Here is a 22,980-nt window from a genome sequence, read left to right as displayed (position 1 = left end):
GGCAGGTCCCTGAGGTCCTTGCGGCCCCTGGATACCCTGTGGCCCCTGTGCTCCCGTCGCGCCGGTCAGCCCTTGCGGGCCCACCGGCCCTTGCGCTCCTGTCGCGCCCGCTGGCCCTGCCGGCCCCTGGGCTCCCTGTGGGCCCTGACGGGCCTTGGGCCCCCGGGGGCAGGGATGCGATAAGGTCGCTCAATCGGATGTATTGAGCCAGAGACCCGGGCACTCCGCGCGGATCCGGAACGCCGGTCAACACATAGGTTTGTGCGGGATTAACTGCCTGCCCATCAAGGAAGCTGCTGGATCCTGGATTGACCAAACCGGTCGATGCGAAATTCAGCGATTGAGCTTGCGCTACTGTTGATGCTGTTAATGCAAAACAAGCAGCATAAAATCTCAGCATCTGGAAAATCCCCAGCCGGCACGCATGCGGCAGTGATTCGGGCCAGGACGTCCATTGTAAAAATATCACAAGCATGCTCATGGGTGCCGTGAGATGATGAGCGGGCGCCCCGCCTCCTGCGCCGAGGCCTGCGTGCGGTCCTACTCCTCGCGTCGCCATCCTCCCGGATCAGGATCATGATCCGCCCTGCCCGAATCCCCTGGCTGATCACGACGGTGCCGCTCTCGAACAGGATGCCGTCGGGCTCGACCTGGAAACGGACGCTGTGAGCTTTGGGCTGGACTGCTGATAGCGAGCGGGTAAGGGTCGTTTCGACGCCCCGAGGCGCGATGTCGTGTCGCGCGCGTGCTGCATGGAGCGGTCTGCCCTGGGTCGTCCTCCATTGCAGTCTCTGGATCCGTGCTGCGACCAAGTGCAACAAGGCTGAAGCAGAGGGCGCGCAATAAAAAACCCGCCAAGTCATTGACCTGACGGGACAACCTCTTGGCTGGGGGACGTGGATTCGAACCACGACTAACGGAGTCAGAGTCCGCTGTTCTACCGTTAAACTATCCCCCAACGGGGCGCTGCGTGCGGAGGGAGCAGAGGACGGGTCCAACTGTCCGGGGTGGCACGTCACCGCCTCGGGTGCGGTGCAGATAGGCCGGTTCGCCGATGGGGTCAAGGCCCTCGTGCGCGGCGGCCCGACGGGGCCGGCGCGATGTGCACATCACGACGGATCACGGCGGCCGGGTCCGATCATGCCGAAGGTTTGGGGTGGCGCGCAGCCGGTAGCTCCGTGCCTCGGCGCGTGCTGGCCGTCCGGCTACGAAGACTGAGACAGCGATGGCTGCGGTGCAACACGCAGGCCGGGCAGCGGGTGACCAACGACGCGTCGCCCGCCGGCCGGAACAAGACCGGTCCGACGAAGCCATAGCCGGCCGTGATACACAGGATTTCCTTGAAGATCGCATCGTTTCACTTGATGGGCACGCGTTCCGCCCGATATGCCTGGACGACTCGGATCGTGCCGGGTTGCTGAGATCGGGATGGAACCTCGTGTCGGACGTCAACCTGGAGCAGCAGACTGAGTTGGTCGGCCTCGCGGCCGACATCGTCTCGTCCTATGTCGCGAACAACAATCTTCAGGTCACGGAGCTGCCGGGATTGATCGCGTCCGTGCACGCCTCCCTCGTGGCGCTCGGCCAGCCGCCGGCGCCGGCGGTCGAGGAGACCCGGGCGACGCCGGCGCAGATCCGCAAGTCGGTGACGCCCGACCACCTGATCAGCTTCATCGACGGCAAGCCGTACCGGTCGCTCAAGCGCCACCTCACCTCCCAGGGCCTCACGCCCGCCGATTACCGCCAGAAATTCGGCCTGCCGCACGATTATCCCATGGTGGCGGCGAGCTACGCCGCCCAGCGCTCGGCCCTCGCCAAGAGCCTCGGCCTCGGGCAGCGCCGCCGCGACGCCGCGGCGGCCCAGGCCGCTGCGGCAGCATCAGCCGCCGCGGCCCCAGCCGCCGCGAAGGCGGCCGAGCCCGACACTGCCGCGCCGGCCGCATCGGAAGCCCCGGCGGAGAAGCCCGCCGCGCGGCGCCGCACCCGCAAGGCCGCGGCCGAGTAGGATGTCACTTGCCAATCCCTGGCGGCGGACGCGCGGTCGGCGCGTCCCGTCGCGCGAGCAGGTGCTGCTGTTCCTGACCGGAGCGGCGATCGCGGCCGTCGGCGTGGCGCTGGCCGGGAGCGAGCTGCTGGGGCCTTGGCTCGGATGAGGCGCGCCTCACGGTCGGCCGCGCTCGCGATCACGCTCGCGCTGGCCCCTGCCGGGGGCCACGCGGCCGGTCCGGCGGACAAGCCCGTCTCCGCCGCGGCAACCATCCGCGCCTGCACGGCCAAGGCGTTGCCGGAGTACCAGAAGGGCGCCTGCCTGGACGACGCGGCCAAGGCGCTGCGGGAGCGGCTCGCCAAGGCGGTCGAGGGCAAGCTCGCCGCCATCGCGGCGGTCGCCGCAAGGCCGCCGAGCCCCGGCAGCCTGGCCGGCCGCGAGGATGCCGAGAACTGGCGCAAGGCGTTCCTCGCCGCCCAAGGCGCCTGGGAGGAGTATTTCCGGCGCCACTGCGACAGCCTCTACGACTTCGACTACCATGGCGGCTCGGCGGCGGGGCAGCTCGCCTCGTCGTGCAAGATCCGCCTGCTCGCGACGCGGATCGACGAGCTGCGGGAGTGACGCCGTGAGCCACCGGGAGGAGTGCCGATGAGCGCGCCGCTGATCGTCGAGGACGACCTCGAGGCGCGCCTGGGCGCCCTCGAGCTGATCGTGACCGCCTTGCTGCGGGAGCGGATGCAGCGGGATCCGAATGCGAGGGAGGCGGTGCTGGCGGAACTGCGGCGCGAGGCCCTGGTGCCGGCCCCGCCGACTCCGAAGACGGAGGCCGCCCTGGCCAAGGCCCTGGCGCTGGCGGAGATCATCCTGGCGCCCTGACAGGCGCTGTTCGGCGCCCTGAGGTTCGCGCGTCCGGAGCCGCGGCAGCGCGTCAGGCGCCGCCGATCGGCTCCGTCACCTTTCCGGTGCCGGCGCAATCCGGGCAGGAGCCGCTCTCGATCCGGCCCTTGCCGGCGCAGCGCGGGCAGAGAGCCTCGCCGGTTCCGGGGGTGCCGGGTTCTGCCTTGTCGCCGGGCTTGGCTGACTGGTCCATCGTGGCACTCCGTCGGAGGGGCTGTCGGCCGGACGACGTCCGGCCGACTTTCTCGATGCTGACCTGCCGGTCCGCGTCAGTAGCCGTAGCCGTAGCTGTAGGAGACGCAGGTCCCGTAGACGTCGTCGTACGTGGCATAGGGACCGCAGCCGCCGTTGTAGGCACCGTAGTAGCCCCCGTCATACCCGCCGTAATAGCCGACGTTGGAGAGACCGTAGCCGAGCCCGAGGCCCAGCCCGACTCCGGCGAGGCCGTAGCCCAGGCCGCGCCCGTAACCGCCGCGATAGCCGTAGCCGCGGTAGCCACCGTAGCCGCCACGATAGCCGGCAAATCCACCCCGGTAGCCGCCGAACCCGGCGCCGCGATAGCCGCCGAAGCCTGCACCGCGGAAGCCGCCGCCGAGGCCCGCGCCGCGGAAGCCACCGCCGAAGCCGCCACCCCGGAATCCTCCGCCGCCGAAGCCGCCGCCACCGAAGCCACCCCCGCGGAAGCCGCCGCCGCCGAAGCCGCGGGCATCGGCCCCGGCGGTCGACAGGGCGAGGGTGCCGAGGGCGACCGCGGATGCGAGAACGAGATGCCTCATGGCACCATCTCCTGATCGTGAAGGGCGTGTTTTCCCAGGGTCGAACAACGCCGGCAAACAAGAGCGGTTCAGGTCGCCTGCCTCCGGCACCGCTGGCTCGCGGCTTCGTGACCGGGCGCGCCTCGTCGGTCGCGCGCCCTGTCCCGAGCGCAGGGCGTGACGAGCCTGGGCGGCAACGCCGCGCCGACCGTGATCACCCGATGGTGCCGGAAGGCACGGTCGCGAGCAGGGCGGGAAGGGGGCGCCGGGCTCCCCGCCCGCTCGCCGCACTCACGCCCGGTGCATCACCCGCGGCTCGGCCAGGACCGGCCAGGGACGGGCCGCCTCGAAGGCCCGGGAAGCGGCGAGCACCCTCGCATCGGCCCCCATCGGGCCGACGATCTGCAGGCCCACCGGCAGGCCGGCTTGCGTCAGCCCGCAGGGCACGCTCGCTGCGGGCTGGCCGGTGAGGTTGAAGGGATAGGAGAACGGCGTCCAGTTCAGCCAGTCGTCGCCGAAGCGGCCGTCCGGCGGGGTCAGGTTGCCGGCCGCGAAGGCGGGCGTGGCGAGGGACGGGGTGAGGAGCAGGTCGTAGCTGCGGTGGAACCGCGCCATGGCGGTGAACAGCGCGCCGCGCGCGTTGAGGGCGGCGACGAAATCCGGCGCCGCGATCGCCCGCCCGCGCTCGGCCGCCGCCCGCAGGGCCGGCTCGACCAGGGCGCGTCTCTCCTCGGGCATCGCCCGCAGCACGCACCAGGCGCCGACGAGCCAGATGCCGTTGAGGGTCTCGACCGGGTCCGAGAAGCCCGGATCGGCCTCCTCCACGCTCGCGCCGAGATCCGCAAAGACCTTGGCCGCCGCCTCGGTCAGGCGTGCCACCTCGGGATCGACGGTCGTCGCGTAGCCGAGGCGCGGGCTCCAGGCGATGCGCAGGCCCCGCACGCCCGCCTCGAGACCGGCGGCATAGTCCGGCGGCTCGGAGAGCCACGCCGCCATGTCGCGGGAATCGGGCCGGGCGATCGCCCGCATCATCAGGGCGGCGTCGCGCACGCCGCGGGTGAGGGGGCCGAGATGCGCCACCGGCCCGAACGGCGAGGGCGGGAAGGCCGGCACCCGGCCGAAGCTGGGCTTGAGGCCGTAGACGCCGCAGAACGCCGCCGGGATGCGGATCGAGCCCGCCCCGTCGGTGCCGATGTGAAGCAGGCCGAGAGCGAGCGCCGCCGCCGCCGCCGCCCCGGCCGAGGAGCCGCCGGTGGTGACGCGCGTGTCCCAGGGGTTGCGGGTTGACCCCGTGTGGGTCGAGTCGCCGAGGCCCTTCCAGCCGAATTCCGGCATCGTGGTCTTGGCGAGCGGGATCGCGCCGGCCTCGAGGAGCCGGTCGACGATGGGGGCGTTCTCGGCGGCGGGCGTGTCGGGGGTGGTGAGCGAGCCGCGGCGCATCGGGCGGCCGGCCCAGGCGATGTTGTCCTTGACCGTGAACGCGACCCCGTCGAGGGGGCCGCAGGGTTCCCCCTTGGCCCAGCGCGCCTCCGATGCGGCGGCCGCGGCCAGCGCGCCATCGCGGTCGACGAGCACGAAGGCGTCGAGATCCGGGCCGAACCGGTCGATGCGCGAGAGCGCGTCCGCCACCGCCTCGCGCGGCGAGAGCCGGCGGTCGCGGTAGGCGTCGAGCGTCGCGACGGCGTCGAGGTCGCGGATCTCCGTCATGCTGTCTCCCTCGTGGACTCAGGCCGCCGGGTAGGTCCGCCCCTTCCAGGTGGCGACCCCCGCCCGACGGGGACGCAGGAGCGCGTTCCATTGCAAGGCCAGCGCCAGCGCCACGGTGAGGGGATGGAGCGGGATCGTCCAGGGGTCTTCGCGGGTGAAAAGCGTGATCGCCGCCCGGGTGAGGAGGGAGACGGCGAGGGCGGCGAGCGCGAGCGTCGCATCGCCGGCGCCGAGGGGTGCGGCGAGGACCAGGAGCGGCGGCAGGACGTGGCCGCCGCCCAGCAGCACGGTCCAGACCGGCAGGGCGCGGGGCGTCGCCAGGCCCTCATGGGCATTCTTCGAGAAGCCGGCCCAGGCCTGGGCGAAATCGGTGTACATCCGGCAGGTCGCGAGATCGGAGGCCGCCACGAGGTCGGTGGCGAGGCCGGCGCGGCGGACAACGCGGGGCAGGCGCACGCCGTCGTGCAGGCTCTCGCGGATCGCTCCGTGGCCGCCGACCCGGCGATAGGCCTCTGCCTCCACCAGCACCAGCTGGCCGCAGGCCGCCCCGAGGGCCGGATCCGTGAGGCGGCGCATCAGCGGGATCGGCAGGTAGCCGAGCAGCAGGAGATTGATCATCGGCACGGTCAGGCGCTCCCCGAGCGTCGCCGTGACCTGGCGCGGCACGCCGCTGACGAGGGCCGCGCCGGCCGATTCCGCCGCTGCCGCCAGGGCCGCGGCGCCGTGAGGAGCGAGGCGCACGTCGGCGTCGATGAACAGCAGGTGGCGGCCCGTGGCGGCCTCGCCGAGGATGTGGCAGGCGTGGTTCTTGCCGGTCCAGCCCGCAGGCAGGGGCGGGACCGGGATCAGGCGCAGGCGGGGATCGCTGGCGGCGATCCCGGCGACGATCGCCGCCGTTCCATCCGTCGAATGGTCGTCGGCGACGATCACCTCGACCGGGACGCCGGTGCTGGCGAGCGCTGCGGCCAGGGTCGGGCCGATATTGGCTGCCTCGTTGCGGGCCGGGATCAGGATCGAGACCAGGCCGTTCGGCACCGCCGCCGCGGGCCGCGCCCGCAGAGCCAGGAGGTTGGCAAGCGCCAGGCCCGCCGGCAGCAGCGCCAGCGCGAGGGCGAGGAGCGCGAGCGCGGTCACGGCGCCCGCCCCTCGCGGTGGCCCGCCACGAAGCGGCGCCCGCTGAGCGCGGCGATCATCCGGTTCCAGGCGTCGTAGACGCCCCCGACCCCGCGCTGCCCCTCGAGCAGGGAGCTGAAGCGGGCGGGGTCGCGGCTCTGCACGTCGGCGCCGAGGCGGTCCAGGGTGGCGGTCAGGTCGGCCTCCAGGCGGGCGAGGCGGTTCGGGCGGGGCAGGGCGAGGAGGTCGCGGCCGGGAAGTCCCGGGCCGAAGGCGGCGCAGCCTTCCGCCCCCCGCTCGTCCCAGAAGGCGTAATCGAGGGCGAGCGGCACGAACAGGGCGTCGGGGGCGAGTTCGGCGAGCCGCGCGACCCCGGGGCGCAGGCCGAGCGGCCGCTCGCGCACGTCGCTGAAGCGCCCCTGCGCGGTGATCCACAGCACCCGGCCCGGCCGGTCGAGGATCGTTCGGGAGGCGGCCATGAACGCCGCCGCGCCGCGGGGGCTGTCGAGGTCGACCCCGAAGGCGCCCATGCGGGCGAAGATGCGGTAGCGCGCGAGCATCGCGGCGTCGAACGGCGCGTAGCTCTCCGCCGCCGGGAAGAACCGCTGGGCGAGCAGGATGATGAGGGCCGCGTCCCACCAGGCCGGGTGGTTGCAGTAGATCACCACCGGGCCGGCGGGCGCATGCGGGGGCTGGCCCCAGTTCGCCAGGCGCAGGGCGTTGAGGTGGCGCCTCACGTAGCGGGCGAAGTACAGGCCCATGAAGCGCCAGACGAGGGGGGAGCGGGCCGCGACCGGATCCGGTGGCAGGGCAGCCCGCCCGCGCGGGCCTACCCGCTCGCGCGGACTTGCCCGCTCCCTCACGAGGCCGCCTTCAGATCCTCGGCGGTGCCGCTCGCGTCCTGGTCGAGGGCGTCCGCGGCGATCCAGCCCGACATCATCACCATCGGCATGCCGGGCCCCGGATGGGCGGCGCCGCCGGCGAGGTAGAGGCCGCGCACCTCCCGCGAGCGGTTGCCGGGCTTGAACGCCCCCATGATCCGCCCGTGTGAGGCCAGGCCGTAGATCGCGCCGTTCAGCACCTTGTAGCGGGAATGGATGTCCGCAGGCGTCAGGTGGCGCTCGACCACGATGCGCTCCTCGATGTCGGGCATGCCGGCGGTGCGCTTCAGCTTGTCGAGGATCTTCTGCCGGTAGGCCGGCAGCATCTGCGACCAGTCGTGGTGCGGGCGAAGATAGGGCGTGTGGACCAGGACGTAGAGCGCCTCGCCGCCCTCGGGGGCCACCGACGGGTCGGTGCTGCTCGGCGCCGCGAGGTAGGCGGTCGGGTCCGGGGCCGGCTCGCCCTTGCGGTAGATCGCGTCGAACTCCTCCTCGGGGTCGCGCGAAAAGACGAAGTCGTGATGGGCGAGGTGGTCGTAGCGCTTGTTGAGCCCGAGATAGAGCACCACGCCCGAGCAGGCCGGCTCGAAGCTGCGCTTCTCGTAAGCCCGCCCGACCTCGCCGCCGACGAGCTCGCGATAGGTGCGCACCGCGTCCATGTTCGAGATCACCTTGTCGTACGGCACCACCGTGCCGCCGACCCGCACGCCCTTCACGGCGCCGTTCTCGATCGCGACGCCCTCGACCTCGCTGTCGGCCTTGAGCGTCGCCCCGAGATCGCCGGCGAGCTTCATCAGCCCCTCGGCCACGGCGCGGGTGCCGCCCATCGGGTACCAGACGCCGTCGGCGGTCTGCATGTGGGCGATGGCGCAGAGCACCGCCGGCGCGCCGTAGGGCGAGGAGCCGACATATTGCACGAAGTGGTCGAGCATCTGGGCGAGGCGCGCGTCCCGCACCTTGCCCCGGATGGTGCCGGCGACCGAGGCGTGCATGCGCAGCGACAGCACGTCGCGCAAGGTACCGGGATTGAGGTTGGCGCGGATGTTGATGGTGTCGAACAGGTCCTGGACCGGCTTCCAGAAGAAGAAGCGCTCCGAGACGCCGTGCAGGTGCTCGGACAGGGCGATGAAGCGCTGGTAGCCCTCGCCGGCGCCCTGGCCGGGGGCGAAGCGGTCCATCTCGGCCGCCATCGCCTTGACGTTCTCCATCAGGTCGATGCGGCTGCCGTCGTCGAAGAAGCAGCGCCATTGCGGGTCGAGGCGGCGCAGGTCCATGTAGTCGTGCACCGAGCGACCGGATTCGGCGAAGATGCGCTCGAGGACGCGGGGCACCGTCAGGATGGTCGGCCCCATGTCGAAGCGGAAGCCGCCCTCGTGCAGCACCGCGGCCTTGCCGCCGATCCAGGCGTTCTTGTCGTAGAGCGTGACGTCGTGCCCCCGCGCCGCGGCCACGCAGGCCGCCGCCAGACCGCCCAACCCGCCGCCGACCACCGCGACCGAGGACCCCGCCATCACGCCTCTCCCGAGCGGGCGACACGCCCGTTCCGGACAAGCTAGGCTCAGGCCAGGGCGGGTCAACGCGGAAGGGGCGGTGCACGTTGCCGCGCCGGGGGCATTCCTCGTCGTCAGGGAGCCGGCAGAGTCCCCGACGGGTTGACCGGCGGAACGCGGCGCCGCTGCCGTCAGGGGACATCCCACCATCAAGGAGACATTCCGCCGTGAAAGCGACCCTCGCCCTCGCCGGCCTCCTCGGGCTGGCGCTCGCCGGCCCGGCTTTCGCGCAAGGTGCCCTCGACATGACCGTGAGCCCGCGCGCCACACCGCTCGATCCGCCGGCGACCGGCAGCGTCCGGGCCGTGCGGCCGAACCCGACCGTCACGCCGAGCAACCCGATGGGCGTCGTCGGCTTCGACGGCCCGCCCGGCGGCACCACCAGCGTGATCGGCGACGAGAGTCCGCTGCCCCCGGGTTCGCCCGCCGCGACCCCGGACGTCCCGTTCGCGCGGCCCTGACTCGGGGCGGGCCGCGACGGAAGACCGGCCGCGAATGGCCTCAGCTTTTTGCTGGGTGTGCGGGCGTGTGTCGGGAAAGGGCTTCGAGGTCGTCCGGGTAGAGACCGGCGAGCGTTCCGCGGTCGCCAGGCCCCAACGCAACCACGATCCTGCGCCGCGCGCCGCTCGAACCGGTCCGGGCCTGACGCGATGGCCCTGGGAGGCCGGCCGCGGCCCCTTGATCCCGCCGGCATTCCCCGCGACCCTGCAGGCTCGCCGAAAGGATTCGCGCCGGATGACGATCCCCACGATTCGCCCGCTTCGGCCCGACGAGCGCGCGGCCTGGGACCCGCTCTGGCAGGGATACCTCGCCTTCTACGGCGCCACGCTCGCTCCCGAGGTCATCGACCTCACCTGGACCCGCCTGCACGACCCCGCCGAGCCGATGCACGCCCTCGTGGCCGAGCAGGACGGCGCCGTCACCGGCCTCGTCCACTATCTCTTCCACCGCTCGACCTGGACCGCCGGCCCCTATTGCTACCTCCAGGACCTGTTCACCGCGCCGGCGGCGCGCGGGCAGGGCGTGGGCCGGGCGCTGATCGAGGCGGTCTATGCGGCGGCGCAAGGCGCGGGCGCGAGCCGGGTGTACTGGCTGACCCAGGAGGCCAACGTCACGGCGCGGGCCTTGTACGACACGCTGGCGGACCGGCCGGGGTTCATTCAGTACCGGAAGGTGTTTTGAATGGTTATGCCTGCTTCGCTTCGTTTCGCCTCAAGCAAGCATCTGTTTGGCCGCCATCAGTTGCTTTCTGCGTATAATAATTGATTGGTGCCTATATCGACCTTGCAAATATTTAAAATATCGATCCATGCTTCCTGACGCCGATGGATCTCGGCGCTCCCTGTTATCGCCATGCAATCCGGCGCTTCCAACAATGCTTCTCGATCGCAATCTATGACGGCTTCGTAGAAGCAATCAGTTCTCAGAAGCCTGGCCAATTACAGCAACATGCCATTTGCTGAAAACCACCTCACGTAAATCTCAAAAATGGCAGTTTCAATCACGCAAATCCGGTGAATGGAGGTTATTTTAGGTTGTCGGAATACCAAAGCAAAAAGCCCCCGACTTGACAGAAGGGGGCTTTTCTCTCGTTCTACGAGGATTGCTCCTACCGGAACAACGACGCCATCCCGCCCTGCATCCGGCCCAGGCCCTGCTTGGCGATCGGGTTGGCTTGGTCGATGGCGACGGCGCGCTGGTAGCTCTCCAGCGCTTCCTGGCGGCGGTTCGACTTCTCGTAGGCGAGGCCGCGGTAGGCCCAGGAATCCGCGTCCTTGTTGTTGACGTTGAGGGCCGCGTTGTAGTCCTCGATCGCCTTGTCGTACTGATTCGTCGCGATCAGGCTCTGGCCGCGGGCGGCGTAGGGCGCCGCCACGAACGGGTTGCGGTCGATGGCGGCGTCGAAGTCGCCGATCGCCGCCCGGTGCTGGCCCTGCGCCTGCCGCACGAGGCCGCGGGCGTGATAGGCCTCCGCCGATTCCGGCGTCAGGCGGATCGCCTGGCTGAGGTCGCCATACGCGGCGTCGAAGTTGCCCTGCGCCCGCTGCAGGTTGGCGCGCCCGATATAGGCGGCGGTGTAGTTCGGGTCGGCGTTGATCGCCTTGGAGAAGTCCTGGAGCGCCGCGTCGTTGCGGCCCGACTGGCGATAGGCCAGCGCCCGGTTGCCGTAGGCCGAGGCCGAGTTCGGGTCGAGCTGGATCGCCTTGGTGAAGTCGGCGATCGCCGAGTCGTAGTTGCCCGCACGGGCATAGGCCGCGCCGCGGGTGTTGTAGGCCGCCGCGTCGCCCGGGTTGCGCTGGATCACGTCCGACAGAGAGGCGATGTTGACCTCGGTCGCACCGGACTTGTCGGTCTCGAGCACGGCGAATTGCCGTGTCGCCGTCGCGCGGCTGACGGTGTCGCAGCCGGCGAGCGCGAGCGCGGTCAGCACGGTCGCTCCCAGCACCCGGGCCGCCGGTGTCACGCGGCTCAAGCCGATCCCGTTGTTCATCGCCCGCTCCCCCGGGGCGGCGCATCCTCGTCGCGCCGCGCACCTCGCAATCCGCACGCGCGCCCCGCCTCACCCGCGGTCCCGGTGCCGGACGACCATTCCGGATCGGGGTGAACGCCGGCTTAAAGGCTGAGCGCGCTCCAGGCTTGTGCGGGCCGATGTGGCGAAGGTGTGACCTGGGGAAGCCCCGGGGGCTGGAGAGGGCGGCGCGCGCCGGGAGTGTGGCCGCGAGGCCTCACCTTCGGCAGCCGCAGGGCCGCGCCTTCGGGGCTCAGGAGCCGTTCCGCACGCGGGTGACGTGGCCCATCTTGCGGCCGGGACGGGCCTCGCCCTTGCCGTAGAGGTGGAGGTGGCGGCCCGGCTCGGCCAGGATCCGGGTCCAGTCGTCGGCCTGGTCGCCGATGAGGTTCAGCATCTCGACCGAAGGGCCGGTGAGCGCCGGACTGCCGAGGGGCCAGCCGCAGATCGCCCGGACGTGCTGGGCGAATTGCGAGGTCTCGGCGCCCTCGATGGTCCAGTGGCCGGAATTGTGCACCCGCGGGGCGATCTCGTTGACCACCACGCCGGCGCCGCCGTCCGGGCGCCGCACCAGGAACATCTCCACCGCCAGCACGCCGACATAGCCGAGCGCGTCCGCGATGGTCCGGGCCACCGCCACCGCCTCGGCCGCGGTCTCGGGCGCCATGCCGGGGGCCGGCACGATCGTGCGGGCCAGGATGTGGTGGCGATGCTCGTTGGCGCACGGATCGTAGGCCGAGAAGCCGCCATCCGCCGTGCGGGCGGCCACCACCGAGACCTCCGCCTCGAAAGGCACGAAGCCCTCGAGGATGCAGGGCTGGTCGCGCAGGGAGGCCATCACGGCGGCGGGGTCGGGGAGCGCGTCCCGCAGCATCACCTGGCCCTTGCCGTCGTAGCCGAAGCGCCGGGTCTTCAGCACCGCCGGCAGGCCGATCTCCCGCACCGCCTCGCCGAGGCCGGCCGCGTCGTCCACCGCCCGGAACGGCGCCACCGGGATGCCGAGCCCGGCGACGAAGCTCTTCTCCGTCAGCCGGTCCTGCGTCGTCGCCAGCGCCGCGGCGCTCGGATGCAGCGGCCGGCGCGCCGCCAGGATCTCGGCGGTGGCGCGCGGGATGTTCTCGAACTCGTAGGTCACCACGTCGACGCTGTCGGCGAAGGCCTGGAGCGCGGCGACGTCGTCGTAAGGCGCGACGGTGCGCCGCCCCGCCACCTCGAAGGCGGGGCTGTCGGGATCGGGACAGTAGATATGGGCCTTGAGCCCGTACTGCGCCGCCGCGACCGCGATCATGCGGCCGAGCTGGCCGCCGCCGATGATACCGATGGTCGCGCCGGGCGCGATGAGGGGCGTGCTCACGGGGCGCTCGTGTCCGGGTGCTCGGCCACCGCCGCGCTCTGCCGGGCCCGCCAGGCGTCGAGCCGCTCGGCCAGGGCCTCGTCGGCGAGCGCCAGCACGGCGGCGGCCAGCAGCGCCGCGTTGACGGCGCCGGCCCGGCCGATGGCGAGCGTGCCCACCGGGATGCCGGCCGGCATCTGCACGATCGACAGGAGGCTGTCCTGGCCCGACAGGGCCTTCGATTCGACCGGCACGCCGAAGACCGGGAGCGGCGTCATCGCGGCCGCCATGCCGGGCAGGTGGGCGGCGCCGCCGGCGCCCGCGATCACCACCCGGAAGCCCGCGGCCTTCGCGCCCTTGGCGAAGGCGACCAGGCGGTCCGGGGTGCGGTGGGCCGAGACGATGCGGGCCTCGTACGGGATCCCGAGCGCCTCGAGGGTCTCGGCCGCGTGGCGCATCGTGGCCCAGTCCGACTGGCTGCCCATGATCACCGCGACGGGGGGCGATGCCGCCATCGTCAAGCGCATCCTCTCGCAAAAAGCGCCGCGTTCCCGCGCGAGGGGGGCCGCGACCGGTCGTTTCCCGCAGTAGCCGCGCGCCCGCGCTCCCGCAAGACGCCGGACCCCTCCGTCAGGCGATGATGTCCGGGGTCAGCTGGTCCTCCAGGAAGGAGATGCGGTCGCGCAGGGCGAGCTTGCGCTTCTTGAGGCGCTGGAGCTGCAGGCGGTCGCCGGCCATGACCCCGGCCAGGGCCTCGATCGCGTCGTCGAGGTCGCGATGCTCCTCCCGGAGCCGCGCCAGCTCGGTCTCGTACTCCGCCGCCGATTCCGCACTCAACTCGAACGCCATCGCCGCCCCAGCCCTGGAGGTATGCCTCGAAGCATGAACCAGGGCCCGGCCTCCGGCAAGGGCACCGCAGGGGTTGTGCAGCCCCGCGCGGTGAGGCGCGCAGACCTGCGCGGCGGGCCTGTGCAGCCCTGTGCGGCGGGCTCGCGCAGCGCCGCCGGCCCGGCGGTCATTACGCAGGTGCAGCATCGATTGCCTTCGACATCGGCCGCGGCCTGTGGCAGGCTGCCTGTGTCACTTACATGACAGGAGGCATTGGCTGATGTCGCTGAACACGCATCTCTCCGAGCTCGAGCGTAAGCACGAAGCGTTGGAGCGCGAGATCCAGGACGCAATCACCCACCTCTCCACCGACGACTTGCGAATTGTCGAGCTGAAGCGTCGCAAGCTTCACCTGAAGGATGAGATCAGTCGTCTGCGGACGACTTCCACCCGAGTGATGCATTAGCCCAGCAGATCATCCGTATGCCGCCGCGCCTGCGTTCGACGCGGCGGCTCCCGACCTAAAGGCATGACGGAGGAGCGGGCGGGGCTCCCGGCGGGAGGCACCCGGCCCATCGGTCGAGGCGGTGCCGTCAGAGCGACTTCGCCATCTCCCGCAGCACGAATTTCTGTACCTTGCCGGTCGAGGTCTTCGGCAGTTCCGTGAAGACCACGTGCTTGGGCACCTTGAAGCCGGCGAGCGACTGGCGGCACCAGCCGATCAACTCCTCGGCCGAGACCATCTCGGACGGTTTCAGCTCCACGAAGGCGCACGGCGTCTCGCCCCATTTCTCGTCGGGCTTGGCCACCACCGCGGCGGCGGCCACGGCCGGGTGCTTGAACAGGGCCTCCTCGACCTCGATCGACGAGATGTTCTCGCCCCCTGAGATGATGATGTCCTTCGAGCGGTCCTTGAGCTGGATGTAGCCGTCCGGGTGCTTCACCCCGAGATCGCCCGAATGGAACCAGCCGCCCCGGAACGCGGCCTCGGTGGCCGTCGGGTTCTTCAGGTAGCCGCGCATCACCACGTTGCCGCGGAACATCACCTCGCCCAGGGTCTCGCCGTCCGCCGGCACCGGCTGCATCGTCTCGGGGTCGAGCACGTCGAGGGCCTCGAGCGGCGGGTAGCGCACGCCCTGGCGCGCCTTGCGGGCGGCCTGCTCGTCCTTGCCCAGGGCGTCCCAGTCGGCGTGCCACTCGTTCACCACCGCCGGGCCGTAGGTCTCGGTCAGGCCGTAGACGTGGGTGACGTCGAAACCGGCCTCCGCCATCCCGGCGAGCACCGCCTCCGGCGGCGGCGCCGCCGCGGTCAGGAAGGCGACCCGGCGCGGCAGGTCGCGCCGCTCCGCCGCCGGAGCGTTGATGAGGAGCGACATCACGATCGGTGCGCCGCACAGATGCGTCACCCCGTGATCGGCGATCGCGTCGTACATCGCACCAGCCCGCACCTGCCGCAGGCAGACATGCGTGCCCGCCACCACCGACAGGGTCCAGGGGAAGCACCAGCCGTTGCAGTGGAACATCGGCAGGGTCCAGAGATAGACCGGGTGGCGGCCGAGATTGCCCGCCACCACGTTGCCGACGGCCAAGAGCGAGGCGCCGCGGTGGTGGTAGACCACGCCCTTCGGGTCGCCGGTGGTGCCCGAGGTGTAGTTGAGGGTGATGGCGTCCCACTCGTCGCCCGGCATCGCCCAGGCGTGGTCGGGATCGCCGGCGGCGAGGAAATCCTCGTACTCGATCGTGCCGAGGCGCTCGCCCGGGCCGTCGTAGTCCGGGTCGTCGTAATCGATCACGAGGGGCTTCACGCCGGCCTTCGCGAGGGCCGGGCCCATGGTGCGGGCAAATTCCCGGTCGGTGATCAGCACCTTGGCTTCGCCGTGGTCGAGGCAGAAGGCGAGGATCGCCGGGTCGAGGCGGGTGTTGAGGGTGTTGAGCACGGCGCCGGCCATCGGCACGCCGTAATGGCACTCGATCATCGCGGGGGTGTTGGCGAGCATCACCGCCACCGTGTCGCCCCGCCCGATGCCGCGGGCCTCGAGCGCCGAGGCGAAGCGCCGGCAGCGGGCGTAGAGCTCGCGGTAGCTGCGCCTCAGGCCGCCGTGGATCACGGCTGTCCGGTCCGGGAAGACCGTGGCCGCCCGCTCCAGGAAGGTGAGCGGCGTGAGCGGCTGATGGTTGGCCGGGTTCCGGTCGAGGCCGTGGTCGTAGATCGTCGTGGTCGTGATCGTCTCGGTCATGGCGGCTCCTCCCGAGGCAGGCGTAGCGGAATCCGGCCCGACTGTGCCATCGTTGCGGGACAGCGCCGAGGCGAAAAAAGGCGGAAGGCTCTCCCCGGGACGGCCTGCACTCGCCTTGCTGACGGAGCCCCGGCGAATTACGTCTTCGTGTCGGCGAACTCGGTTTGACGGGGGCAGCGATCGTGTCAGGCAGATCTTCCGGCGATCTCTTCGGATCCTTCCTCAGGGTCATGCAGGAACCCGGCAGGCAGAGCTACGGCTCGGCGCGGGCGAGCTATGCCGGGCCCCGCGTCGATGCCCTCTCGACCGTGGTGAAGAGCATCGGGCGCGGCGAGCCCGCGACGATCGTCGATCTCGCGCAGCGGACGGGTCTGTCCATGGACATGCTCGCGCAAACCCTGCAGAGCGGCGTCGAGACCGGGCTCCTCGCCCCGACCGCGAAGCAGGACGACAAGGCCTATGCCCTGACCACCCTCGGGCGGAAGGCGCTCTGACGCGGGCCGTCCCATCGGATCACCGTAGTGCCGCAACTTGAGGTTCGTGGACGCCGTTCAAGGCAAGTCTAACATGTCCCTGCGTCAGAGGCAGGGAAGCACGCCGTGGTCTGGGATCGATGTCTCGCAGCGGTCGGAGCGTTGCTCGACCCGCCGGCGGCCGTCTGGGTCGGTCTGATCGGCCTCCTGATCGGCACCGTCGAGATCGTGGCCCGCTACAAGGGTGATCCCCGGCGGGCGCTCCTGAGCGCGCCGGCGCTGCTCTACATCACGGTCAACGTCCTCGCCTGCCTGACGATGCTGGCCTGCCTCCGGATGATCGAGCCGGACTGGCTCTTCTCGGACCTGAACGGCAAGCCCCACCTGCAGAAGCTCTCCCTGATCCTGTCCGCCGGCTTCGGCGCGATGACGCTGTTCCGCTCGTCGCTGTTCCGGATCAAGACGGCGGACGGGGAGCTCGGCATCGGGCCGTCGTTCCTGCTCGACACGCTGCTCTTCGCATCCGACCGCGCGATCGACAGGAGCGTCGCGCTGCCGCGGGGTAACACCGTCAAGGCGATCATGAAGGACGTCTCGTTCGAGCGCGCGAAGGTCGCCTTGCCGGTCTACTGCTTTGCGCTCATGCAGAACGTGCCGTCGCAGGAGCAGCAGGACATCGGCGCGCAGGTGAAGGACCTGGCGGCGGCCGGGCTTCCGCCGGAGATCAGCGCCTACAATCTCGGCCTGCTGCTCATGAACGCCGTCGGTGCCGGCGTGCTGGCGCAGGGCGTGAGGGATCTCAGCCCCCATATCGGCGCCGATCCCCTTGCCGGCGATCAGCAGGTCGGGTCCCTCGCCACCTTGATGCAGGGCTTCGATTTCGGCCAGGCGCAGCAACTGGCGGAGGCCTGCATCAGCCTCGGCCGGCCGGTCTCGGCCACCGGGCCCGCGGACCTGCGCATCCGCATCGCCGACCTCAGCCAGGAGACCATCCACGCGCCGCTGAAGGCCCTGATCCTCGGTCGCTGGCTGGTCGATCTGGTCGGTTACTCGGCGGTCAAGCTGGCGATGGACGGCCTTCGGACCGGGACGCCGCCCGGGCCCGCAGCGGGACCGGGGCCGGCCGATCCGCCATCGCCGCAGGCGGGGAGGGCGCCGACGCCGTTCCGCCGCATGCTGTGGCAGTCTCTTGCCCGCCGCCGCGGAGTCCGGGAAGATCCCTCCAAGCGCCGGTGACCGGCGGATCAGGAGGAACGCCATGCCGGGCACGAGCCGCTACCGGGACATCTACGCCGCCTGGCAGCGCGACCCGGAGGCGTTCTGGGCCGAGGCTGCCGGGGCGATCGACTGGGTGACGCCCGCCGCCCGGGTGTTTTCGCCGGAGGACGGACCCTACGGCCGCTGGTTCGTAGGCGCCGCGGTCAATGCCTGCCACAACGCCGTCGACCGCCACGTCGCGGCCGGACGGGCGGAGCAGGCGGCGATCCTGTACGAATCGCCGGTCACCGGCACCCGGCGCCGCATCACCTACGCCGAGCTCAAGGACGAGGTCGCGGCGCTCGCCGCCCTGCTGCAGGATCTCGGTGTCGCGCGCGGCGACCGGGTGGTGCTCTACATGCCGATGGTGCCGGAGGCCCTGTTCGGTATGCTGGCCTGCGCCCGGATCGGCGCCGTGCATTCCGTGGTGTTCGGGGGCTTCGCCGCCCGGGAGCTCGCCGCCCGCATCGAGGACGCCGCGCCGAAGGTCGTGCTCGCCGCCTCCTGCGGCATCGAGCCGGGGCGGATCGTCGCCTACAAGCCGCTGCTCGACGAGGCCTGCCGCCTCTCCGCCCACAAGCCCGAGGCCTGCGTGATCCTGCAGCGCCCGCAAGGGCCCGCCACCCTGGTCGAGGGGCGCGACCGCGACTGGGCGCAAGCCGTGGCGGCGGTGAAGCAGGCGGGCCGCGCGGCGCCCTGCGTGCCGGTCGCCGCCACCGACCCGCTCTACATCCTCTACACCTCCGGCACGACCGGCCGCCCGAAGGGCGTGGTGCGCGACACCGGCGGCTACCTCGTGGCGCTGGCCTGGTCGATGCCGAACCTCTACGGCGTCGCCCCCGGGGAGACCTACTGGTGCGCCTCCGACGTCGGCTGGGTGGTGGGACACTCCTACATCGTCTACGGGCCGCTCCTGCACGGCTGCACCACGGTGCTCTACGAGGGCAAGCCGGTCGGCACGCCGGATGCCGGCGCGTTCTGGCGCGTCATCGCCGAGACCGGGGCGGTGGCCCTGTTCACCGCGCCGACGGCGCTCCGGGCGGTGAAGAAGGAGGACCCGGAGGCCCGGCTGATGCGGGGCCACGACCTCTCGCGTTTCCGCACCCTCTTCCTCGCCGGCGAGCGGGCCGATCCCGACACCGTCGCCTGGGCCGAGCGGATCCTGGGGGTGCCGGTCATCGACCATTGGTGGCAGACCGAGACCGGCTGGCCGATCGCCGCCAATCCGGTCGGGCTCGGGGCGCTCCCGGTCAAGCACGGCAGCCCGACGGTGCCGATGCCGGGCTGGGACGTGCAGGTGCTCGACGAAGCCGGCAAGCCGGTGCCGGCCAACACCATGGGGACGATCGCCATCAGGCTGCCGCTGCCCCCCGGCGCCCTGCCGACCCTGTGGCAGCAGGACGAGCGGTTCCGCGAGAGCTACCTCGCGGCCTATCCGGGCTACTACAACACCTCGGATGCCGGCTTCCTCGATGAGGACGGCTACGTCTCGGTGATGGGCCGCACCGACGACATCATCAACGTCGCCGGCCACCGCCTCTCGACCGGCGGCATGGAGGAGGTGCTGGCCTCGCACCCGGACGTCGCCGAATGCGCGGTGATCGGCATCCGCGACAGCCTCAAGGGCGAGGTGCCCTGCGGCTTCGTCGTGCTGAAGGCCGGCGTCGACCGGGCGCCGGACGTCATCGAGCGCGACCTCGTGGCCCTGGTGCGCGAGCGCATCGGGCCCGTCGCGGCCTTCCGCATCGCGCTCACGGTCGGGCGCCTGCCCAAGACCCGCTCCGGAAAAATCCTGCGCGGCACGATGAAGAAGATCGCCGACGGCGAGACCTGGACCATGCCGCCGACGATCGAAGACCCATCGGTGCTGGAGGAGATCGGCGGGGCGCTGCGGGAGCGGGGGCTGGGAGCGGCCTGAACGCTGCGCCAGGAGCGGGAGGCCGCCGGCCGACGCGCTCAGTCGCCGGGGCAGGGCGTCGGTGCCAGGAACCGCCTGTGCGCCCATCCGCGCGTGTAGGACTTGGTCCCCGCATCGAGCCGCCGCACCGAGACCACGTGCCACCACGTGCCGGTGGGATCGCAGGCGGCGATGCCCCGGCGCGTCTCGCAGGTCGCCGTGTCGACCCAGAGCTGGTCGCCCGGAAAAAGCTTCAGCACCGCCTCGAACCCGGCACCGGGGCCGATGCGCAGGTTGAGGAAGCCGTCCGGGGTGCGCCGCACCTCCGCGCAACTGTCGATCGTGGCCCGGGCGGGCGCCGCGCAGCCGAGAACCATGACCGCGGAAGCGATCACCCGATGGGAGAGGGGAGAGGCCATCGATCGTCTCCGTGACGTCCGGGATGATGCGGTCGCAGCGGCATCGGCCCGGCGCCGCGATTCATTTCGGCGCGCGGTCCGTGACGAGGCCGAGGAGTCGCTCAGATCGATCGGGGCCGGAACGGGCCGCCCTGCCGCGACAGGGCCTCGCATTGCGAGAGGAAGCGCGCGACGGCCGCGTTCGGGCGCGGCAGGATCAGGGCGACGTCCTGAGCCTCGAGCCGCAGGGTGTCCGAAGCGACCATGTCCTGCACCAGCCCGAGACCGTGGAGCGTGGCATCGATCCCCCACGCCTCGTCCATCTCGTTGTAGGCGAGGGTCTGGCTGTCGGATCTGTGCCGTGCCGCATCGGCGGTGATGGTCAGCGGTGCGGTTCGGGCTCGCGCCGGCCCGGCCGACGCCACGGGCCAGACCGAGACCGCGAGCCGGCGCGTCCGATCGCAGGTCACGAAGACGCGCTCGTAGCTCATCATGCGGCTGGCCCGGTCGCGGGGCTGGAGACCGAGCTTGATCACGCCTTCGACCGTGTCGGACGACGTCGTCCACGTGTACCCCCGAGCCAGATCCTCGATCCGGGATCCCCTCCCGGACAGGCTCGCCGGCATCGGCCGTGCGCCGCCGACGTCGCGCGCGGCCGGCCTGCCCGCGCCCGGCACGCTCACGACGTGCGCGAAGGTGCGGCCGTCGAACGTGTAGTAGTGCCGGGCATCGGCCGTCTCGTCGTCGTGACGCCTGCCCTTCAGGACCAGGAGGCGGCTGTCGACCCGCGTCTCGATCCGCACGGATGGCGCCTCCCCGGCCGCCTCCTGCAGCGTCTCCCCGCCCATGGCCCGGAACGGCGGGTAGAACACCTCGCCCGTTCGGGCGCTGATCACCGCGACCGTCTCGCAGGAGGTGCCGCAGCCCCAGGTGGTCAGGATGAACTCGCCGGCGAAGTTGGGCTTGCCGGTGCGCGCCGCGTCGATGAGGCGGGTGCGATACAGGCGCTTGTCGGCCGTATCGAGGACGGGCGGCGGCGTCGGGCCGGCATAGATCGCGCGAACACGGAAATCGGCGAAACGCGGTGCCGCGGCCGCCTGGGCCGCGCTCGCGCCGAGCAGCATCGCGACGAGCGCCGTGGCGCCCCGGACCATGAGCCTCGTCATGTGACGGATCTCTCGCTTCGTACGGGGTTCGACGACGCGGATGCCGGGCCGTCGCGGACGCGGGTGTCGCGCCGATCGCTCCGAATCCGCGGGTTGGGGGAACGGCCGGAGCGCGCTCAGCCGCAGACGCGCATGCGACGGTAGTAGACGTTGCCGAACTCGTCTCGCGCCCGACGCCGCTGGATCCAGCAATCCCGGGGCGGAGCGTAGTAGACCGGGCGATAACCGTAGGCCGGGGCAGGATAGGCGTAGTGCGGTTGCGACGCCGCAGCCGCGGCGAGCCCGCCGAGCGCGAGGCCGCCGATGATGCCGGCCGCGAGGGCACCGCCGTCGCGGGCCTGCGCCGGCGCCTGCATGCCGGCCAGCGGCAGCGCCGCGACCGTCGCGAGCGCGAGCCTGCGGAGGGCGGAAGCATCGAACGAGATGCGAACGGACATGTCTCTCTACCGGGATTTTCGTGCGCCAGGTGATCGGCACATCGTGACGCCCGCCCCTTGAAGACGCGCCTGCGGGTCTCGCTAAAATTGACTCGAATTGCCGGAAAATACGCGGACGATGTCGGCCGGCCCGGAGCCGCGCCGAAACAACATCCGTTTCATTGGGCGAGGATCCCGGCGGTGCGCCGGCGCACGCCGCGCGTCGCCGGACACGCGCGGGCGCCCTGCGCTGCCGGCGCTGGCCGGATCCGCGGCGCGGCGCCACATTGCGGCGATCCTGCACCGGAGTCCCCCCGCATGAGCTCACCCCTGCTGTTCCAGCCCCTGCGCCTCGACGGCCTCGCGCTGGAGAACCGCATCATCGTCGCGCCGATGTGCCAGTACTCGGCCCGCGACGGCGAGGCGTCCGACTGGCACATGATGCATCTCGGCCAGCTCGCCATGTCGGGCGCCGGGCTCCTGACGCTGGAGGCAACCGCCGTGTCGCCGGAGGCGCGGATCACGCACAGTGATCTCGGCCTGTGGGACGACGGGACCGAGCGGGCGCTCGCCCGCGTCCTCGACGCGGTGCGCGACTACGCCCCGGTGCCGGTCTGCATCCAGATCGCCCATGCCGGCCGCAAGGCGTCGAGCGAGCCGCCGTGGCGCGGCGGGCATCAGGTGGCGCCCGATTCACCCCGCGGCTGGCTCACCGAGGCGCCGTCCGCGCTGCCTCATGCCGACGGCGAGGTGGCGCCCCGGGCCCTCGACCGCGAGGACCTGAAGCGGATCCGCCAGAATTTCGTCGACACCGCCCGGCGGGCGGTGCGCCTCGGCATCGAGGCGGCCGAGATCCACGCGGCGCACGGCTACCTGCTGCACCAGTTCCTGTCGCCGCTCGCCAACCAGCGCACGGACGCCTATGGCGGCAGCCTCGAGAACCGGATGCGCTTCCCCCTCGAGGTGTTCGAGGCGGTGCGGGAGGTGTTTCCCGCAGGCCAGCCGGTCTGGGCCCGGGTCTCGGCGACGGACTGGGTCGAGCACGGCTGGGAGGTCGAGCAGACCATCGCCTTCGCGGAGGCCCTGAAGGCGCGGGGTGCCGCGGCCATCCACGTCTCGACCGGGGGCGTCTCGCCCCGGCAGAAGATCGCCGTCGGGCCGGGCTACCAGGTGCCCTTCGCCGAGCGGGTGCGGGCGGCGACCGACCTCGTCACCATCGCGGTCGGGCTCATCACCGAGCCGCGCCAGGCCGAGACGATCCTGGTCGAGGGCAAGGCGGACGCGGTCTCGCTCGCCCGCGCCATGCTGTACGATCCCCGCTGGCCCTGGCACGCCGCGGCCGAACTGGGGGCCCGGGTCCGCGCGCCCAAGCAGTACTGGCGCTCGCAGCCGCACCATCTCAAGGACCTGTTCAAGGAAGCGAGCTTCGGCCAGCGCTGAAGCCCGGAGGGCGGGACGGTTCAGCCGCCTCGCCCTCAGCTCTCCTGCCCGTCCTCCAGCAGGATCTCGCGCTTGCCGGCGTGGTTGGCGGGGCCGACGATGCCCTCGCGCTCCATCCGCTCCATCAGCGAGGCCG

General features: G+C 71.5%; 26 protein-coding genes and 1 tRNA gene. 11 read left to right on the top strand and 16 right to left on the bottom strand.

What is annotated here, in order from left to right; translation table 11 throughout:
* Positions 1–884: 884 nt before the first annotated feature.
* Positions 885–958 (bottom strand) — tRNA-Gln (locus EU555_RS33355).
* A gap of 480 nt (positions 959–1,438) precedes the next feature.
* On the opposite strand from EU555_RS33355, the gene EU555_RS33350 reads away from it, so the two are divergent.
* The 4 genes from EU555_RS33350 to EU555_RS33340 are packed head-to-tail and all read left to right on the top strand — an operon-like array spanning position 1,439 to position 2,863.
* Positions 1,439–2,005, top strand: coding sequence for a Ros/MucR family transcriptional regulator (locus EU555_RS33350; protein WP_245524623.1), 567 nt, complete (start codon positions 1,439–1,441; stop codon positions 2,003–2,005).
* Position 2,006: 1 nt separating this feature from the next.
* Positions 2,007–2,153, top strand: coding sequence for a hypothetical protein (locus EU555_RS36530; protein WP_167858748.1), 147 nt, complete (start codon positions 2,007–2,009; stop codon positions 2,151–2,153).
* A complete protein-coding gene (locus EU555_RS33345) occupies positions 2,150–2,608 on the top strand; it encodes a lysozyme inhibitor LprI family protein (protein WP_135419631.1) in 459 nt (152 codons plus the stop codon). Before EU555_RS36530 ends, EU555_RS33345 begins: the two co-directional genes overlap by 4 nt.
* A gap of 27 nt (positions 2,609–2,635) precedes the next feature.
* Positions 2,636–2,863 carry a hypothetical protein gene (locus tag EU555_RS33340; protein WP_135419630.1) on the top strand — a complete coding sequence of 76 codons (228 nt, stop codon included), beginning with the start codon at positions 2,636–2,638 and terminating at the stop codon, positions 2,861–2,863.
* Positions 2,864–2,915: 52 nt separating this feature from the next.
* Here the strand turns inward: EU555_RS33340 and EU555_RS36525 are convergent, their stop codons facing one another.
* From EU555_RS36525 to EU555_RS33315, 6 genes are all read right to left on the bottom strand, one after another.
* Positions 2,916–3,077: a hypothetical protein gene (locus EU555_RS36525; RefSeq protein WP_167858747.1), complete on the bottom strand. Its 162-nt coding sequence runs from the start codon at positions 3,075–3,077 to the stop codon at positions 2,916–2,918.
* A gap of 76 nt (positions 3,078–3,153) precedes the next feature.
* The gene (locus EU555_RS33335; protein WP_205821047.1) at positions 3,154–3,660 is read right to left on the bottom strand and encodes a hypothetical protein; all 507 of its coding nucleotides are present in this window, start codon (positions 3,658–3,660) and stop codon (positions 3,154–3,156) included.
* Positions 3,661–3,930: 270 nt separating this feature from the next.
* The gene (locus tag EU555_RS33330) at positions 3,931–5,346 is read right to left on the bottom strand and encodes an amidase (RefSeq protein ID WP_135419629.1); all 1,416 of its coding nucleotides are present in this window, start codon (positions 5,344–5,346) and stop codon (positions 3,931–3,933) included.
* A gap of 18 nt (positions 5,347–5,364) precedes the next feature.
* The gene (locus tag EU555_RS33325) at positions 5,365–6,480 is read right to left on the bottom strand and encodes a glycosyltransferase family 2 protein (protein ID WP_135419628.1); all 1,116 of its coding nucleotides are present in this window, start codon (positions 6,478–6,480) and stop codon (positions 5,365–5,367) included.
* Positions 6,477–7,220: a lysophospholipid acyltransferase family protein gene (locus EU555_RS33320; RefSeq protein ID WP_135419640.1), complete on the bottom strand. Its 744-nt coding sequence runs from the start codon at positions 7,218–7,220 to the stop codon at positions 6,477–6,479. The genes EU555_RS33325 and EU555_RS33320 overlap by 4 nt, the downstream gene beginning before the upstream one ends.
* Before the next feature lie 98 nt (positions 7,221–7,318).
* Entirely contained in the window at positions 7,319–8,851 is a 1,533-nt protein-coding gene (locus tag EU555_RS33315; RefSeq protein ID WP_425375176.1) for a phytoene desaturase family protein, read from the bottom strand.
* 206 nt (positions 8,852–9,057) lie between these two features.
* Here EU555_RS33315 and EU555_RS33310 point away from each other — a divergent pair, with 206 nt between their 5' ends.
* Together EU555_RS33310 and EU555_RS33305 are read left to right on the top strand one after the other, a co-directional pair.
* Entirely contained in the window at positions 9,058–9,351 is a 294-nt protein-coding gene (locus EU555_RS33310; RefSeq protein ID WP_135419626.1) for a hypothetical protein, read from the top strand.
* Between the two features lie 274 nt (positions 9,352–9,625).
* On the top strand, positions 9,626–10,072 hold the full coding sequence (locus EU555_RS33305) for a GNAT family N-acetyltransferase (protein WP_135419625.1): 447 nt from the start codon (positions 9,626–9,628) through the stop codon (positions 10,070–10,072).
* 427 nt (positions 10,073–10,499) lie between these two features.
* Here the strand turns inward: EU555_RS33305 and EU555_RS33300 are convergent, their stop codons facing one another.
* The 4 genes from EU555_RS33300 to EU555_RS33285 form a co-directional block, all read right to left on the bottom strand.
* Positions 10,500–11,381: a tetratricopeptide repeat protein gene (locus EU555_RS33300; protein WP_135419624.1), complete on the bottom strand. Its 882-nt coding sequence runs from the start codon at positions 11,379–11,381 to the stop codon at positions 10,500–10,502.
* A gap of 271 nt (positions 11,382–11,652) precedes the next feature.
* A complete protein-coding gene (locus EU555_RS33295; protein WP_135419623.1) occupies positions 11,653–12,753 on the bottom strand; it encodes a 5-(carboxyamino)imidazole ribonucleotide synthase in 1,101 nt (366 codons plus the stop codon).
* The gene (gene purE / locus EU555_RS33290) at positions 12,750–13,247 is read right to left on the bottom strand and encodes a 5-(carboxyamino)imidazole ribonucleotide mutase (RefSeq protein ID WP_135419622.1); all 498 of its coding nucleotides are present in this window, start codon (positions 13,245–13,247) and stop codon (positions 12,750–12,752) included. The genes EU555_RS33295 and purE overlap by 4 nt, the downstream gene beginning before the upstream one ends.
* A 115-nt stretch (positions 13,248–13,362) precedes the next feature.
* On the bottom strand, positions 13,363–13,581 hold the full coding sequence (locus EU555_RS33285; RefSeq protein WP_135419621.1) for a YdcH family protein: 219 nt from the start codon (positions 13,579–13,581) through the stop codon (positions 13,363–13,365).
* A gap of 259 nt (positions 13,582–13,840) precedes the next feature.
* Here EU555_RS33285 and EU555_RS33280 point away from each other — a divergent pair, with 259 nt between their 5' ends.
* On the top strand, positions 13,841–14,026 hold the full coding sequence (locus tag EU555_RS33280) for a YdcH family protein (protein WP_048454098.1): 186 nt from the start codon (positions 13,841–13,843) through the stop codon (positions 14,024–14,026).
* 127 nt (positions 14,027–14,153) lie between these two features.
* Here EU555_RS33280 and EU555_RS33275 read toward each other — a convergent pair whose 3' ends face one another.
* Positions 14,154–15,785 (bottom strand): acyl-CoA synthetase, encoded by a 1,632-nt coding sequence (locus EU555_RS33275; RefSeq protein WP_135419639.1) that lies wholly within the window; start codon positions 15,783–15,785, stop codon positions 14,154–14,156.
* Positions 15,786–16,027: 242 nt separating this feature from the next.
* Between EU555_RS33275 and EU555_RS33270 the strand changes: the two genes are divergently transcribed.
* The 3 genes from EU555_RS33270 to EU555_RS33260 all read left to right on the top strand — a co-directional run bounded on the left by EU555_RS33270 (position 16,028) and on the right by EU555_RS33260 (position 19,445).
* Positions 16,028–16,291, top strand: a complete 264-nt coding sequence (locus tag EU555_RS33270) for a hypothetical protein (RefSeq protein ID WP_135419620.1) — start codon at positions 16,028–16,030, stop codon at positions 16,289–16,291.
* Positions 16,292–16,432: 141 nt separating this feature from the next.
* The gene (locus EU555_RS33265) at positions 16,433–17,506 is read left to right on the top strand and encodes a hypothetical protein (protein ID WP_135419619.1); all 1,074 of its coding nucleotides are present in this window, start codon (positions 16,433–16,435) and stop codon (positions 17,504–17,506) included.
* 22 nt (positions 17,507–17,528) lie between these two features.
* Positions 17,529–19,445, top strand: coding sequence for a propionyl-CoA synthetase (locus tag EU555_RS33260; RefSeq protein ID WP_135419618.1), 1,917 nt, complete (start codon positions 17,529–17,531; stop codon positions 19,443–19,445).
* A gap of 38 nt (positions 19,446–19,483) precedes the next feature.
* On the opposite strand, the gene EU555_RS33255 is transcribed toward EU555_RS33260, so the two are convergent.
* The 3 genes from EU555_RS33255 to EU555_RS33245 form a co-directional block, all read right to left on the bottom strand.
* Complete coding sequence (locus EU555_RS33255; protein WP_135419617.1) at positions 19,484–19,843, bottom strand: SH3 domain-containing protein; 360 nt, start codon at positions 19,841–19,843, stop codon at positions 19,484–19,486.
* A gap of 101 nt (positions 19,844–19,944) precedes the next feature.
* Positions 19,945–20,988, bottom strand: coding sequence for a hypothetical protein (locus tag EU555_RS33250; protein WP_135419616.1), 1,044 nt, complete (start codon positions 20,986–20,988; stop codon positions 19,945–19,947).
* Between the two features lie 116 nt (positions 20,989–21,104).
* Complete coding sequence (locus EU555_RS33245) at positions 21,105–21,425, bottom strand: hypothetical protein (protein WP_425375175.1); 321 nt, start codon at positions 21,423–21,425, stop codon at positions 21,105–21,107.
* A gap of 297 nt (positions 21,426–21,722) precedes the next feature.
* Between EU555_RS33245 and EU555_RS33240 the strand changes: the two genes are divergently transcribed.
* Complete coding sequence (locus EU555_RS33240; RefSeq protein ID WP_135419615.1) at positions 21,723–22,844, top strand: NADH:flavin oxidoreductase/NADH oxidase; 1,122 nt, start codon at positions 21,723–21,725, stop codon at positions 22,842–22,844.
* 35 nt (positions 22,845–22,879) lie between these two features.
* On the opposite strand, the gene EU555_RS37765 is transcribed toward EU555_RS33240, so the two are convergent.
* Positions 22,880–22,980, bottom strand: a 101-nt coding sequence (locus tag EU555_RS37765) for a DNA translocase FtsK (RefSeq protein WP_425375177.1), incomplete at its 5' end; no start/stop codon positions are given.

This window comes from Methylobacterium nonmethylotrophicum (assembly GCF_004745635.1).
Taxonomy (GTDB): Bacteria; Pseudomonadota; Alphaproteobacteria; order Rhizobiales; family Beijerinckiaceae; genus Methylobacterium; species Methylobacterium nonmethylotrophicum.
This window is presented reverse-complemented; position numbering and strand designations above follow the sequence as displayed.